General features: G+C 55.6%; 4 protein-coding genes. 2 read left to right on the top strand and 2 right to left on the bottom strand.

Translation table 11 applies throughout. The features are described from left to right. Positions 1–50: 50 nt before the first annotated feature. Positions 51–6,002, bottom strand: coding sequence for a fibronectin type III domain-containing protein (locus CSQ86_RS07595; RefSeq protein WP_100494500.1), 5,952 nt, complete (start codon positions 6,000–6,002; stop codon positions 51–53). Between the two features lie 50 nt (positions 6,003–6,052). Further along, positions 6,053–7,471, bottom strand: coding sequence for a serine/threonine-protein kinase (locus CSQ86_RS07590; RefSeq protein WP_165773790.1), 1,419 nt, complete (start codon positions 7,469–7,471; stop codon positions 6,053–6,055). Between the two features lie 125 nt (positions 7,472–7,596). On the opposite strand from CSQ86_RS07590, the gene CSQ86_RS07585 reads away from it, so the two are divergent. Both CSQ86_RS07585 and CSQ86_RS07580 read left to right on the top strand, forming a co-directional pair. Continuing rightward, positions 7,597–11,787, top strand: a complete 4,191-nt coding sequence (locus CSQ86_RS07585; protein ID WP_100494499.1) for a PD-(D/E)XK nuclease family protein — start codon at positions 7,597–7,599, stop codon at positions 11,785–11,787. Next, on the top strand, positions 11,784–15,716 hold the full coding sequence (locus tag CSQ86_RS07580) for an ATP-dependent DNA helicase (protein WP_100494498.1): 3,933 nt from the start codon (positions 11,784–11,786) through the stop codon (positions 15,714–15,716). Before CSQ86_RS07585 ends, CSQ86_RS07580 begins: the two co-directional genes overlap by 4 nt. Positions 15,717–15,859 lie beyond the last annotated feature (143 nt).

Here is a 15,859-nt window from a genome sequence, read left to right as displayed (position 1 = left end):
AAACTGATGCTGATTCGTTGCGGTTATTGGATTGCGGTCATTGCCGCGGATTATTGAGGTGTATTGGCCAAACCGAGTATCCAGGGATGTTCGGCAAGCGTTCGTACCTGACTGGATGCTCTCAGTGACATCGGGGCCGTTGAAGTGTCCCCCGGACGCGATCCTTGAACGGTGCCGCCTTGTGCCGTGTTGTCAAGGGCATGCAAACCGTTATTGCCGGTTACCGCAACGCTCCAGGTGTATGTGTCCGCGCGTGGCAATCCAGTAACGTCCAAAGGCCGTCCGGGAATCCAGATGAAAGGTTTGTCGTTAATGATGATTTGAATGGTCGCGTCTTTGCCATAGGTATTGACCGATCCGCCGGAGACATTGATGACCTGCTCATTGTTTGCCCAACGCAGTTCGTCCGGTGCTGTGATATCCACCGGTACTTCATATACGTATGGTTTTCCTGTCTCCGGTCCGCCTGTTGCCGGTGTGCTGGATGTTCCGTTGAACGTCTGCATGACCGAGGCGCCACTGCATGTGGCCCAGGGGCTCATGGTGAATGCATATGATGTTGCATTGCCGGATACAGTGTCAGTGCCGATGCCATTCGCGATCACTTGGAATGATTGGGCTCGCCCCTGCTTGGACCATTGGACAGTGCACTGGTCCGCATTGACGGTGGTACTTACATTCGTAGGCGGTTTGACGCTGTACGACGGCTTGATCTGCGTTTGTGCGGATGCCGGATCGGCGCTGAGCTTGGGCTGCACCGTGGCTTTGACCGTGAACTCCTCCGTGTTGAGTGCGCTTTCCGGCACAGTGAACGTTGCGGTGCCATCTGTGCATGAGACATCGGCATTTGCCGCTCCGGAGATGGCGATACTGATGCACCCGGCATTGCGATTGTCGTTTGCCGTTGCGATGACGGTTATCGTGGTGTCTTCATTGGTCATCGTCACGGTAGGAGCATCTGGGTCTCCCCAAATGTTTTGCGGACTGGACGCCGTGGACTCTGGCCCCCAATTGGCCTTGTTATGTGCTTTGACCGTTGCCGTTATGGTCGTGCCATCGGTAATGTCGTTGTTGTTGAACTCGAATGTGGCTCGTGTATTTGTTCCTCCGGTCTCTTTGCTTTGTGCGGCTCCCGCACCTGTGATGGTGACGGTGTAGTTGTCGACTGCGCTGAAATCTCCTTCAGGGGGATTCCAAGTTACGGTCGCCTGTTTATTGCCGCCTTGCACCTGAACATTGGTGGGAGCGGATGGTGCATTGTCTGGCGTCGCGCTGACTGGGTTGGATGCTTTGGACCATCCAACCTCGTTTTTGGCGCTGACGGTGAAGGAATAGGTGTTGCCGTTGGTAAGTCCTGTGATTTGACATGCTGTCACTGCTCCACAGGATTTTTCGCCGGTGCCGGCACCCGTCCACTGCACTTTGTAGTCGGTAATCGGACTGCCGTTGGCCGATCCGGGAGTCCAGCTGAGATTCACCGCACCGTTCTGCGGATCTCCGGCGATCGGGGAGAGCAACGGAGTGCCGGGCTTATCAATCACGGAAACAGTGATGCTGCCGGTAACCTCACGCTCTTTGGTTTTGGTGCCGTCTGACACATCTACCAGAACCATATTGGAAGATGCCCCGATATCAGCTGCAGCGGCTATGACAATGGTCCCTGATGACCCACAACTGGTGACGGACAGTTTGGACGTGTCGTCGGTTCGGCAGTTGGTGACGCTTAATGCCGTTTCCGGGAATGGATTGTAGGCGTCGGCCAACATGTTCACCGTTGCGGTGGAACCGGCTTTGATGGTAACTGATTTGTTGCTGATACGTGCAAGGGGACGTGTGGATACCGCGACGCGCACGGTAATGCCGGCGTTCACGGTTCCTTTGCTGTACTTGATTGCTATGGGTATTGACGCTGTGGTACCAGGGTCTGCGTCAACCCGTGCCGCAATCTTCAAGGAGCCGGATGAAGACAGGCTGGATGTGATTGGTCCAGAGGAAGTGCCGCCAGAGTACGAGTACTGCTTCTCGTCTTCATACAGGCCGCTAGGTGAGTGGGTCAGTGCCGTAAGATCAATGGTTTTGGCCTCGGCGCCGGCTTCTACGTCAATGGTGGGTGAGGAAAATGTGGGAGGCGGCACATCTCGCCCGACCACTGTGATTTGCAGAGTGATTACCGCGGAATTGATGATCTTGGTTTTGGATGATCCGGGTTTGCCATCAACCGCCGTGAAGGTGATTGACGCCGGGCCGGCATAATCCTTATCCGCGGTGAATTTCAGCGTGGTGCTATTCACATAGAGGTCAGCATTTGATGCTTTGGTGGCGCTGACTGAATCGGCGCTTTCGATATATGGTTCCTTTCCCGCGCCTACGCGAACATAATCATTGATGTTGATTTGGATGGTTTCTCGGGCGTTGACTTTGAGCTCGGGTGCTTTGGGGCGCAGGGTTGGAGGGAACACACCATAGGCCGGCACCTGAATGAATGCCGTGGAAGTGATGTTGTATGTCGTATTCGTCACCGTATACGGTACGGCTCGTGCCTGTGCGGTGAGATCAACGGTGATGATGGTCGAGTGCTTTCCTTCTTTGACACGCGCATGATCGGCGGCGGAGGGATGCACGGCGACGCTGAGTTCATCGGTTGTGCCGGAAGGATTGGCAATCCATTGTGATACGTCGACGTCCACGGTCTTTTTATCGATAGTGGCGGCTGAAGGTACGCGATAGTCATATGCCGTAGGAGGCTCTATCGGCGCATTGGGATCTACGTTCACGCTGAGTGTGGCGGTATCCGAAAGCCCGGCCTTGTCTCGAACCGTGTAGGCGATATATGCGGTGGTGGCGTTTGGGGGAGTGGTGAACGCAATCATATTGTCCTGCACGCTGACACCCTCAATGCCTTGGGCTTCAATGTTGTCGCTCACCGTAAGATCCGTGTCGTCCCCGGAAATATCGTTTTGCGTCACCGGCACAGTGGCGGCCGTGTTGGGACGCAATGTGATTGCATCATCGCGCGCGTATACGCCGGAATCGGATGCGCCTTGGAAAACGCCCACACGAATCTGCGCCTGTGCTCGTTGGCCTGTCCAATCCTCCACGGCATAAGAGAACGTATCCGTGCCGGAGGAATCCGGATAAGCCTCGTAAATGAGATAATCCGATCCCACTTCTGAGATACGGCCCAAAGTCGGCACTTTGTTGCCTAGGCCCAGTAGTTGATCGTCATCGCCATCGGTGTCAATGCCGGTCAGTGTGATGGGGATACGAACCTTCTGGCCTGCGGCCACTTGGGCTTCCGTATTATGCGGGGTTGGGGGAGCTTTGCTTTCCGCATTGCTCTCATGAACGGTGATAGTGATGGTGGCTGAGGCCACATTACCGAGATTGTCTTCCACCGTATACGTAATGGGGAATACGCCTGTTTCCTGCGAGGCCTGGTATCGCACCGTGTCCGCGGAGACGAAGGCGAGCCCTTTGAACGTGCTCTTGTCGTATTGCAGATTGTTTTTCAGACGCACGGTGGTGCCGTCCGAATAATCGACATGATTGAGCACATCCACCGACACGATGCCTCCGGTGCGGACCTGCGTATTGATATTGCTCGCTTTGGGAGCTGAGTTGGAAGCGGCTAACGCTGGTGGCTGCAACACTATGGTGCCGGTGGACGTACCAGCGGCATTGGCCACGGTATAGCTGATTGGCGTTGGTCTTGTCGGGATTTGACGTGCAGTGATATATACGCGTTTATGACTTACCAGACCGACTTTGATACCGGAATCAGCTGCTGCGCTTACCGTAGTCACGGACAGGATGCCTCCCATCGGATCGACGTCGTTGGCAAGCGGCTCCACGATTGCCGTATTATCCGCTCCAAGCAGGGCGACATCATTGGCGGCTACCGGTTTGGCGGATTCGCCGGTAACCGGTAGCACTTCAACGCGTGCCAGACCGGTTGCGGGAATCGGACCTTGGGTAATGGTGTATGGCACATAATACGTGCCGGGATTGGAGGCCTTGAATGAGATCGACATATCAGCGGCGTTGGAGGTTGTGACCGCGCCATTCGGGGTATCGACTTGGCTGAGCTGCGCCGGCCGCGTGGAAGTGCCATGAACATAGGGCGCAAGATCGATAACGGTATCGGTGTTCGGCGTTGTGGCTTTGGTAACCGGATCGATGACCGCTGGCAGGGTATTGGCTGACTTCACCGAAAAGTAAAGTATCCCGGTGCCGGTTGCCTCGCCGTCTGATACGGTGACTTCAACGCTGACTCGTCCTGCAGCTTGAGCGCCGGTATTGAAAGTAAGTTGACCGTCTGCTCTCGTGGAGACCTGGACCTGATCACTGTTCTGCGCGGCCGCGGAGATAAGCGTCAATGGGTCGCCATCCGGGTCAGTGAAGCTACCAAGCGCGTTGGCCGTATAACTTGCCCCCTGTTCGACGTTGATTTCCGGCGGCGTGTCCGATTGTTCCGGGGCATGATTGCCCTGATCGCTCAAAGTCACCGTCACCATGGCGGTGGAGGTTTGCCCACGACCGTCCGAAATATCGTATGAGAACGTCGCGGTACCTGTCGATGTTGCCGATGCATCCATCTGAAGGTACCGACCGTCATAAATCGAGGACACTGTGATACTGGCACCACTAACGGCGCTCACTTTGGTGATGGTCAACACCGAACAGTCGGTTTGCTCATCGTTGTGCAGCACATCGAGAATCTGCTCGGATCCGGCTCGTGCGCCTATCTGATCGTTCTCGGCCTGAATCTGCCCTGATTGTGCGGAACAGGTTTTTGAAAAATCGCGATGGTTGTTTGCTGAATCGTTGGTGCTCTGGTCTTGTGTATTGTGGTCGGTTTGTATGGTGTTCCACTGAATCTTGATGACTTTGGTGTTGCTATTAGGATTCCATACGTTGCCGTTGACTACATCATTGAGCACTACCAGCCTATGGTTGGTGCGGAACACCAACTGGGATGTGGCATTCACCGATTCCAAGGTCTTGAAATCATCGTCCGATGCATCTGCGCCACATATGCGGATGTAATTACGGGCTTTCTGGCTCCAGGCCGCATATACGCAGCCGTTCAGGGAAACCGGTTGAGCGGGGTCTCCTGTACCTTCGGTGGCGAGGAAGCGTGCTTTGCCGTCGGACTTCAATTCGACTGCCGCAACGCCTCGTGGCGATGCGGCGGCCACCCATGTGGTCTGCCTGCCATCGGTTGAAGGGGCTTGAAGCATCAATGTGCCGACGGTGTCTATTGTGATTCTCCTATTGTTGAATATCACGGTATTGCCCGAGGTGATGACTGGCGTATCGCCAATGACGGTAAAGCTATCTGCTGTTTGCTGCTTTCCATTGGAAAGAGACGTCAACTCCTGTGGGTTGGAAGAATTTGGCTCCTGTAGCATCAGGACCATGCCATCTGACGGCCGATACCCATAGACTGTCCCTTCATGGGTCACCGCGATACGACCACCTGATCCCAGTTTCATCTGTGGCGCGGTGGTGGTCGGTGTCAGGTCGTCAAGTTGATCGGCCGGTCCTGCCCATACATTGCCTGTTTGTTCGTTGATGAACGCAAGGGTATCGCCACCGTTCAGGGCTAGGGTATTGGCTTTAACGTCGGTTTTCTCATCGGTACTTACGGTGGAGGCTTTGATGGAGGTGGCTTGGCCTGGTTCGGTCAATATCGTGTTGCCATTGTGCTGGGCAATGTCGAATTGTGGTGCCGATGAAGAAACTCCGGCGTCGGCTTCCTGATTCTTGACATTGAATCGGGCTGCCTTCTGGTGGCTGAACGACGTGACCCATACGGTTCCGTCATCCAATTGCACATGTTGTCTGGTTACTGAACTGATGATTACCGCTCCGGCAACCAGCGCCAACAGCGCAAGAAGCGTGAGCATGGGTGCCAGCCAGGTATGCTGCCGGAATAGAGGCATGCGGCGTGTAATGGCGTTGAGCCTTCGCCGATTATGTGCATGTGACGAGTGTGCCATTGAACTTTCCCCCGAACTCCCCTTGTTCTTCGCGCCAGTCTCTCGCTGGCTTATGGTCTTGCCGCGCAAGCGATGGCGGGATTGGTGGACATTTGCCGGTTGATTCGCACAAGGGACACCTGAATGCAGGTTTGTGAACCTTCCTGAGGACTGACGGTGATGGATGTTGCTTCGGTGATGCTCGTTTGAACGTTTTGGTCAACGGTATCCGATTGAATCAACGACCATGCGTAGGAGTCGCCGTTGCGCGGATCCGGATTCATCCACGTGAAAGTCACTGATGTGCCGTCCGCAGCATACTGCCCGGAAAGGTTTTCCGGGGAAGGTACCTGTCCGTTTATGATATCGGTGATGGTGTCATCGTTCTTGGCAACATCTTTTCCGCGATCCGATTCCGTGGCTCCGGGAGCATTCGCATGGGTAATACCGGAAGTCGAAGATGTGTCCATCCTGGGGAACACCACGAAAACGAATATCAGGCAAATGGAAGCGATGACCGCCGCCGCGCATACGGTGATTAGCGTGGGCTTAAGCCAATTGCGCCCGGCATGAGTCTGCGTTGAGGTTGCGTTCTCGCTATGACGCCGGCGCATGGAATCTTTCGGATACGCGGATACGCCATCGGCGACCACGGGAGTGATATGACCATAGTCAACCGACTGCACGCGCTGCATGGCCCGAGCGAATTCCAACGCTGAGTAATAACGATGATCGGGATCTTTGTCTAAAGCCTTGCTGAGCACGGATTCCACATTTGCGGGTACATCAGGCCTGCCAATACGAGGAAGCGGATGATTGATGATGAGATCCGCCAATTCCGACTGCGTATGCGGATGATAGTCATGCTGATAGGGAGAGCTTCCTGCCAGTAGTGCATATAATGTGGCCGCCAACGAATAGATGTCAGCTGTTTCAGAGCCGTTGGAACGATGTTCAAGTACCTCGGGCGGCGCCCATGGCAACGAGAATCCAGTGGCATTCCGATCGTATACGTCAGAGGATATGCCGAAGTCGCTTAAGACTGGCAGTCCCTGAGCGGTGATGAGAATATTGCTGGGCTTGATATCGTGATGAATGATGTTGTTCCGATGCGCACTGTAGAGGGCGCCGGCGAGTTTGATGCCGAGGTCGAGTACCTGCTCACAGCTTAAGGACTGTGTCTTCATCGCATTGTCGTACGTTCCGCCGGAAGCATATTCGATCACCATGAAGCCTCGGCCATCCGCAGTGATGCCGGCATCATAGACCGACAGAATATAAGGATTCGAGGAAAGCGTCGCCATGAAATTCGCCTCGCGGTTGAATGAGGCCGCAGCACGAGAATCAAGCGTGGTATTGCTGACTTTCACAGCAACCGGTCGTTGAGGCATACGCTGGTTGTAGAGGAAAACCGTGGCAGCTGCTCCGGAACCCAACTGCTGCACAAAGTCATAGCCCGGCAATTGCGGCGGTGCAATAGTAACGGACATGATTCCTCCCCCTTGATGCGAAATATCCAAGTCGCCCCTGTTGTTCAGGATACCGCCAGCATAAAGGCATTATTTGAGCGCGGTAAATTTTTTCCCTCCTGGAATTTGGGGCTTAGTCTTGAACCATGAATGAGAATAGGAACTTTTCACTGCTGCTGGATGGCATCGAACGCGATGGTGCGTCGAGGCTGGTAATCGGAGTGCCCGGTGCGGGGAAAACGGAGTATGCGCTTTCCGTATTGCTGGAAGGATTGCGTAGATACGGTGGATCGGAAGCGGTGATGACTGTGTCCGGTCGTATCGCCGCCGAACAGTTAGGCAACCGGGTGATTCGTGAGCGCGGTTTTTCCACCCAGGCCAGACCGGTGACCACTCTGGGAGCAGTTGCTTTCCGGCTGATCGCGGCATCGCGCGCTGAATCAGGGCTGTCTGAGCCGCATTTGCTGAATGGTGCTGAGCAGGATGCATTGCTCAGACGTGTCATGGCGCTGCACATGGCTCATGCCATTGCCGGTGATGAGTGTGAGACGTGCCAGCTATTGCGTGAGTATTTTGCCCAATCCCAATGGGCTGCACTGATCATGGATTCCGGTGCGGCCGTAGTTGGCGGTTCCACCAGCGTGGAAACCATGGCGCGCGGCATTTCGGATGCGTTCATCAGCCAATTGCGAGATATGCTCGCTCGTCTGGATGAGCTTGGAATAAGTCGAGGTGACGAACCTGATTTGCTGCATGCCGTTCAATCGGATGTGCGTCTGTTGGTGCAGTGGAGACTGGCCTTTGCCCTGCGCGCGGAATACATTCATGCGCAGTCGGAAGCATATCCGGGTCAATATCGTCTGGATGCATCGTATCTGCTGGTGGCCGGTGCGCGTGAGGTGCGAGACATTCGAAGTCGTCAGTCCGACTGGGTTGATGATGCAGACTCCCTGCAAACACATGATGAATCGGATTCCAGTTTGAGGAATACGGTTATTCCCCGGCTCATAGTGGTGGATGATGCGCAGGACATTACTCTGGCTGGTCTGAGTTTCCTGGAGGAATTGCATCAGTCTGGTACCGCAATCGTATTGGTCGGCAATCCGGACGAGGCGGTACAGACATTTCGCGGGTCGTATCCCGAATATCTCATGCATCGAGCATGTTCAGGGCAATTACATGCCATCGTGGTTCCGTTACTCTCCCAAAGTGCGCATGATCAGCAGGAGTCGGAACCGAATTATGCGCAGGTGGTAGCATCGCGGATCTCATTGTCCATCCCATCGGAGGAAGAAGAGGAATTGCCTCTTGCCAAGCGTCCCGGCAAACTGGTCGCGGCTTTACATGCTGGTGAGCGGAATTATTCGAGCGATCATTCGTTGCTCACCGGCTTATATCGTTCTTCGCGTGAAGAACTTGATGATGTGGTGTGGCGTGTCAAACGCACTCATCTTGACGGGCACGTTCGTTGGAACGATATGGCGGTCATCGCGCATGACAATGCCGCCGTACGTGTGTTTGGTGAACGTTTACGGCGTGATGGCGTGCCGGTCCGGTACTCCTCGGTCACGAGGCCGCTCAAGGATGAGCCGTTCATTCAAGGATTATTTGCACTTGTTGAACTCGCGAGGCTTCGTGTCGCAGACATACGGCATTGCGACATGACGATGGCTCAGATAGCCGCATATACGCGTGCACGAGTGAAGACCCTTATGAATGGTCCTCTTGTCACCACTGGAAGGAAACCGGGGCAAGGTAAGGCCGCACGTCTGGCTCCAGTCGAATCAGCAATGGACGCTTTGGAATCATTGGCATCAGTGGCTGGTGAGGAAGGTTCTCTAGCCGCATTGGTGAATGGTTGGCACGCATTAAGCGACGATGCGGCCTCACTCCGCGCAGCTGATTCGGCGCCAGATTCGTATGAGGGGCATACTGAACCGTCCCTCATCATTGATGACACCATTGTGGACGGTGCTGCGCATGCCGATCTCGCATTCGGTGTCGATGCATTGTTCGTAATGCTCGCTTTGGATGATCAATCCGCTTCGGCGTATCAGGTACTCGCCGCAGTGAACGCGGTGTTAGGCAATGATCCTCAGGCACAGGCATTCATGAATTTGTGGAATCTCGTTGACCAGGTCAGTGAGGAATTACGTACGCTTCCGGAAGATCAACGGGACATGCCTGGTAATGTCTTGTCCATCGCATGGCATGCTACAGGCGTGGCATTGCCATGGCAGAAGACAGCATTGGCGAATACGCCGGATGGACGATCTGCGAATGACCGATTGGATGCGGCCATGCGTCTGTTCCAATTCGCTGAGGCCTCTACAGCCAGCGATAATATCGCAGGATTCATCGCCCAAGTGCGCAATATGCAAGTGCAAGCGGATTCCCTGGCGCATGTTGGTCCGGTCGAGGATGCGGTGAGCCTTACTACGCCAGCGGGTGCGGCCGGCCGACATTGGCCATATGTATGGATTCCCGCAGTTGAACAGGATGTGTGGCCGAATCTCGCCAGCCGCAACACTATGTTTGGGGGCGAGGAGCTCGCGGAACTCGTGCTGCGGGGAGCGTTGGTCCATACCGATGCGCAAGGCCATGATCCACGATTTATATCGGTGCTCTCCAGCGAGAAGAAAAGCTTCCTCGTTTCGTTGACCAGAGCATCCGAACAGGTATTCGTCAGTGCTGTTTGGAGCGATGACGCCAGCCCCTCGGACTTCCTGTTCGGATATCTTCCGGAACGGTACCCGAGAAATAGTGAGGAAGCGGTATTCACTGAGGTGGGCTACTGCGATGATCATGTCGCTCATGCTGATCATGTGAACAATGGTGAATATGCCGATGAGCCAGATGGGCTGTACGCCGGTTTGGATGGCAATCCTCGTGATCTGGTAGCGGCGGCACGCGTAGTGCTCGCGGAGACGTCGGATTCCCCTGGTCGAGAACAAGATGCGGCAGCCGCTTTGGGCATACTTGCCGCTCACGGGATTGATGCTGCGGATCCGAAGCATTGGGCTTTCACCCAGCACGATGATTATGCTCCTGACCAGCAGGCCAGCATAGCGACGCAACAAAAACCTGACGACAAGCAACCGGTTGTCACGCTCTCTCCTTCGGCGGTGGACGGATTATGGGCCTGCCCGGTGTGCTGGCGGCTGGAGCATCAGTTCGCCGGGCCACAGCCGGGTTCGGTGAATGCGGGATTCGGCACGTTGATTCACGCTGTGGCGCAACAGGGTAGCGAGGAGCATATGGATCGTCTTGATGCTGATGCCCATGCACTTGCATCATTGGGATTGAATGCCGACGCAGGCAAAGAGGAACGTATCCAGGCAGTGAGAGACAGACTTATGGCCATATACGAAGAAAAACGGCCTGATCCGACTGCAGTGAGTGACATTCGAGAACGATACCAAGCTGTGCGTAAGGATGATGCCGCCAAGGATATGCTGCATAATATCGCCAGCTATTTCGTGCTGTCTGCGGAGGAATCCTATCTGGGGCAGAATTTCGGCAAGTTCAACATTGGTGCATTGCGAGACGTCGACTGCGAGCTGCAATTCACGGCTCGATTCGATTTGAACGACATTCTCGCTGCCTACAATGCCGTTCCTGGCATGAATCGCATTGACCGACATACGTTGATGCAACTCATGGGAGTGCTGATAAACGACTGGCCGGAAGGTATGAGCGAGGACCTGGTCGTGCGCCTCTCCGGCCGCATGGACCGCGTGGAAAGACGCGAGCTCGCTGACGGTACCGGCAATATCCGTCTTATAGACTATAAGACCGGCGCATTGCCGGTTGGCAAGCAAGTATTCAACGATCTTCAATTGGTGTGCTATCAGCTGGGACTGGTGTTTCCGGAACACGGTCCTCGTGGTGCGGCCGCATTGCGTAAAGCGCCCAGAATAGGGCAAAGCGCTTTGTTCCATGTTGGGCATAACGCGGCTCCTGCGCAAAGCCGTGCGCCAGAAGGAACATTCCAGCCTCCACTATTCACTGAAGGAAGCCTGAATGCGGAACCGTTTACTCAACGGACCGGCTACCCGTCGCTGGATAAATTCCGTGATGTGCCGGTGCCATCGGCGCAGCAGCGGCCGCGCAACGTGAGTGAGGAGGAGTGGCAGCAGTTCCTCAGTCTTGCCGGCACGCAAACCATGTGGTCGCTCACCATGATCTCGCGTGTATTCTACGCCGCGGCGGCCAGCAGATCGGCGACGCTGGATGCACACCCGCAGAGCACACATATCGAACACTGCCGTATGAAGAACGTTTGCCCGGCCTGCGCAGGCCAGGTGGACACCGTATTTGAAACGAGACAAGCATGAGCGCGTTTACTCCAAGCCCTGAGCAGTCGGCCATCATCAACGCTCCCGCCAATAGCGATGTACTTGTGGTCGCCGGTGCGGGTTCCGGTAAAACCTTCACCATGACCCAGCGCATCATCGCCCTGATTCAAGGCGGTGTAGCCCCTGAACGCATTCTCGGCCTTACCTTCACGCGCAAAGCCGCTGGCGAATTGCTCGAACGAGTATCGGCCGCGGTGAGCGGCACGGGTGGTCAAGAAGTTCAAGGCGGGAACATTGCCACATCATGGGACCATGCTTTTTTGAAGCCGGCGATATACACCTATGATGCGTTCTTTCAGACGTTGGTGAGACAATACGGTCTGCTCGTCGGGTTTGACCAGAACACACAGCCATTAAGCGAAGCCAGTGCCTTGCAGCTTGCCATCGAGGTTATCGACCAGCACATGGAATTGATATCCGGTGAAGATTTCGGCGCGCTCGCCAAGGTAGCTCAACAGGTCATCGATTTGTCGTCTGCAATAGGAAGCGCCATGATTGGTGCCGGATGCACGGATTTCGAAGAGGCCGTGGACCGGGTGCATCAGTGGGATGACGCCTTTATCAAGGTGTTGCAACGGAACCTTGAAGGGGAGTCCATTCCCGAAAAAGAACCTAAAATCACCACCATAAAAAAGGCGAAAAAGGATACGGACGCCAGCTGGCAAGCCAAGCTGGATATCCGTGCCGAGCAAATGCATACCTTATGCGTCTACCGTTGTGCTGAATTGCTTGCGGCAACACGTAAACGTGAGACGCTGCTGCGACTGGTGCGGGCATATGCCCAGGCCAAACGAGAGCGGAATATGGCTGAATTCTCTGATTTCACCATTGCTGCATATCAGCTCGTCGAGCGATTCCCCTCCATAGGCGAACAAACACGTCGTCGATACAGTCATGTGTTGCTGGATGAGTATCAGGACACTTCCACTACACAGGCAGCCTTGATTGCGGCGCTGTTTCATCCGGACGACGCTCACCGTTGCGCGGTCAACGCCGTGGGCGACCCATTCCAATCCATTTACGCTTGGCGTGGCGCAAGCCCGGGCGCGTTCCGCATGTTCCAGCATGACTTCCGTATGCCGGGGGATTCCAAGCCATTCCCCCTATCCATTACACGGCGTAACAGTCAGATTGTGCTCGAGGCCGCCAATGATTTGACGCTTCCGTTGCGCTCCCGCCCAGCACGACCCTCAAGTTCACTGATGCATGAGGTCGGTGTCTCGTCATTGCGTGCATTGGATAACGCCCCGGAAGGCACCCTCGGAGTGCTCGGATACGCGACAATCGGCCAGGAGATCGATGCCGTGGTGCGGTTCTGCAAGCGTGCGGTAAAGAAATACCGCAAGCGTGAGCCGGACTCGGCTCATGTGGCGGTATTGTTCCGTGGCAAACCTCGAATGCCTCTCTATCAGGAGGCTCTGGAACGGGCAGGTCTCACCACATTCGTTGTGGGATATTCCGCATTGTTGGAACGTCCTGAAGTGCGCGACATTCTGGCATTGCTGCATGTGGCATCCGACCGTACCGATGCCAAGTCGCTGATGCGATTGCTGGCCACTCCACGGTTCAACCTGTCGGCGGCTGATTTGACCGCTTTGGCGTCGATTGCCGAAGAACTCAACACGCAGCAGCGTTTCAGGGCCTTGGCCGAGGCGGGATTGGTGCCTGTCGACACTCCCGTGGAGCAACAGGCAGCGGTGGTGCGTGAGCATCGCGACCAGGTTGCCAACATGGTTTTCGTTCCAGACCTGTTATTGCACGACGACCTATCCACATATGAACACAAGCTCAGTGAACGAGGACGACGTGGCATCGCGCAAGCCGCGCAAGCGGTGCAACAAGTGCAGCATGCCGTTGGGCGCCCACTGGCGGAAGTGATTCGTGCGGCAATCGAAGCATTGGATCTTGACATCGATGCCGTAGTGGCTCATGCCATGCGCCCAGAAGGGCATCTTGATCCCACGATTGCACGAATGCCCATGCACTCCATCGTGGATTTGGTCGACACCTATACCCAAGAACTCGATGTCGATCAGACGCCGACGTTGCGTGGTTTCATCACGTGGGTCGATTACCTGAGCAACGTGAAAGACGAGGCTGCCAACTTGCCGGATGCCCCGGTGGATGTGGAGCTCATGACCGTACACCAATCCAAAGGTCTGGAATGGGATGCCGTGGCGGTCGTCGGCATGGCACAAGGCGGATTCCCCAGTAATCAGGGATCCCATTTGTCCATAACGCTCGAGGAAGGTCATGAAGGAGGCACGGAACAAGGCCAATGGCAAGCTCCCGAATATCATGAGACGGCGCATTCCTGGCTTACCGATCCGGTTGCAGTGCCAGTGCCGATGCGAGCTGATGCCGCTATACTGCCGCGTTTCCCGCATGATGCCGATGTGGATGCCGATCCGATTGCCATGTTGCAAACCCTGGAAGGCGTGGAGCTCATCGACGATGAGGCATTCGGTTCCATTCGCGATTGCGGAGACGGTGTAGAAGACGCTGACCGCAGCGGTTGGTATTTGACGCAGACGGAGGAATACGGGCGCAGACTGCATGCCGATGAGCGCCGTCTGGCCTACGTGGCGTTGACCAGGGCGCGCAAAGACGTGCTGATGACCTATTGCGCATATACCAATGAGTCCAGCAGGGATCCCTCTATGGTGAAGAAGGGAGCGAGGAAGTCCTCGCCCTCCAACTTCTGGATGGAAATCCATGATGCCATGCACGCTCATCCACACGTGGTAAGCGCGGAACAATGCGTGGCGCAACTCTCAGACGCGGTGGCGCTCACTACCCAGGAAGGCGAACCTATTGCACCGCCTCAAGGATTCTTCGTGGGAGACGCGGCGGAAGAATATGGCAAGGCCGTGGTTGCCGATGCTTGGCGTACTCCATTGGAACAAGTATCCGAAATCGATGGCCTATATTGGCCGGCGCGGCTGAGCCCGGATATACAACAACGACTGACACAAGACATTCCTTCCGTTCTTCAAGCCATCGACGAGGCGAAACAAGTCGTAGCCTCCAACGGTGAGACCTCGCAGCTGATATGCGGGCCGATTTCTCGGCGGGCGCAGCTGCTGGCCGATGACATCGATTTGATGAGCGGCGGCGAGAACGAGGAATCACTTGATGAGACGGTGAAGGCCAAAGCGCAGCGTATTCTCACCGCAGGCCGGCAGAACGTCACTAGTCTGCAAGCTCGTGTTGGCGGTATGAGCGAACGGGAGGAGCGCGACTACTGGCGTTATGTGGTGCGCCCAGTGCCGCGGCTCTCCTCTCCTGCGGCGCAGGAAGGCACTCGCTTCCATGATTGGGCGGAGCGATTCGTGAACGCGGGCAATCCGGCCGAACAGCTGCACCAGGAACTACTCATCGAATCCGGCCAAGACACAGACCAATATGCGGGCCAGTATCTCGGCCTGCGTTCGCGGCAAGGTGCCGATCGATACAGAGGAGTGCCTATGCCGACGGATGGCGACATAGCAGTGTGGGCGGAACGATTGGCTCAATCGCATTGGGCCAATCGCATGCCGGTGTGGGCCGAGCGGTCGATTGTGGTCGATGTGCCCGGCATAGGTCTCGTCAATGGCAAGCTTGACGCGGTCTTTGCCGGTGGCTTGAACGCTGATGATGCGTCCAAGCGGTTCACCATCGTTGATTGGAAAACCGGCAGACGGCCAGTCAAAACCGCGGACATCGAACGCAAGTTGGCCCAGCTCGACATGTATCGACTGCTGCTCGCCGTAGTGGAGGATGTGGAGTTGGAGAGTATCGACGCTACCCTCTACTATGTCAGTGAGCCTGATGAAGGCTTGCGTGAACTTCATGCTCACGCCAAAACCAAACAGGAAATCCTTACCGAGTTGAACTCCGGAATCCCTGAACAATCTGACAACGACTAGGCGCTATGACAACGCCTATGACTGGGTGCCGTTGAAGCGCGTCGAACAGCTTATGTTCTCGCGGCCAATCAGAACGGCATCTGTCCGCGGGAGAAACGCACTGCGTGACGTTGCTCAGGGACCGCTACCCTCGGAAGGCGCGT

The sequence above is a fragment of the Bifidobacterium felsineum genome (genome assembly GCF_002802915.1).
Lineage (GTDB): Bacteria > Actinomycetota > Actinomycetes > Actinomycetales > Bifidobacteriaceae > Bifidobacterium > Bifidobacterium felsineum.
The sequence above is the reverse complement of the archived record's forward strand: the minus strand, read 5'-3'. Positions and strand labels throughout refer to the sequence as shown.

What these genes read in the sequence shown, in the direction of transcription:
- CSQ86_RS07585 (WP_100494499.1), top strand. Translation starts at nt 7,597, where the DNA reads ATGAATGAGAATAGGAACTTTTCACTGCTGCTGGATGGCATCGAACGC.
- CSQ86_RS07580 (WP_100494498.1), top strand. Translation starts at nt 11,784, where the DNA reads ATGAGCGCGTTTACTCCAAGCCCTGAGCAGTCGGCCATCATCAACGCT.
- CSQ86_RS07590 (WP_165773790.1), bottom strand. Translation starts at nt 7,471, where the DNA reads ATGTCCGTTACTATTGCACCGCCGCAATTGCCGGGCTATGACTTTGTG.
- CSQ86_RS07595 (WP_100494500.1), bottom strand. Translation starts at nt 6,002, where the DNA reads ATGGCACACTCGTCACATGCACATAATCGGCGAAGGCTCAACGCCATT.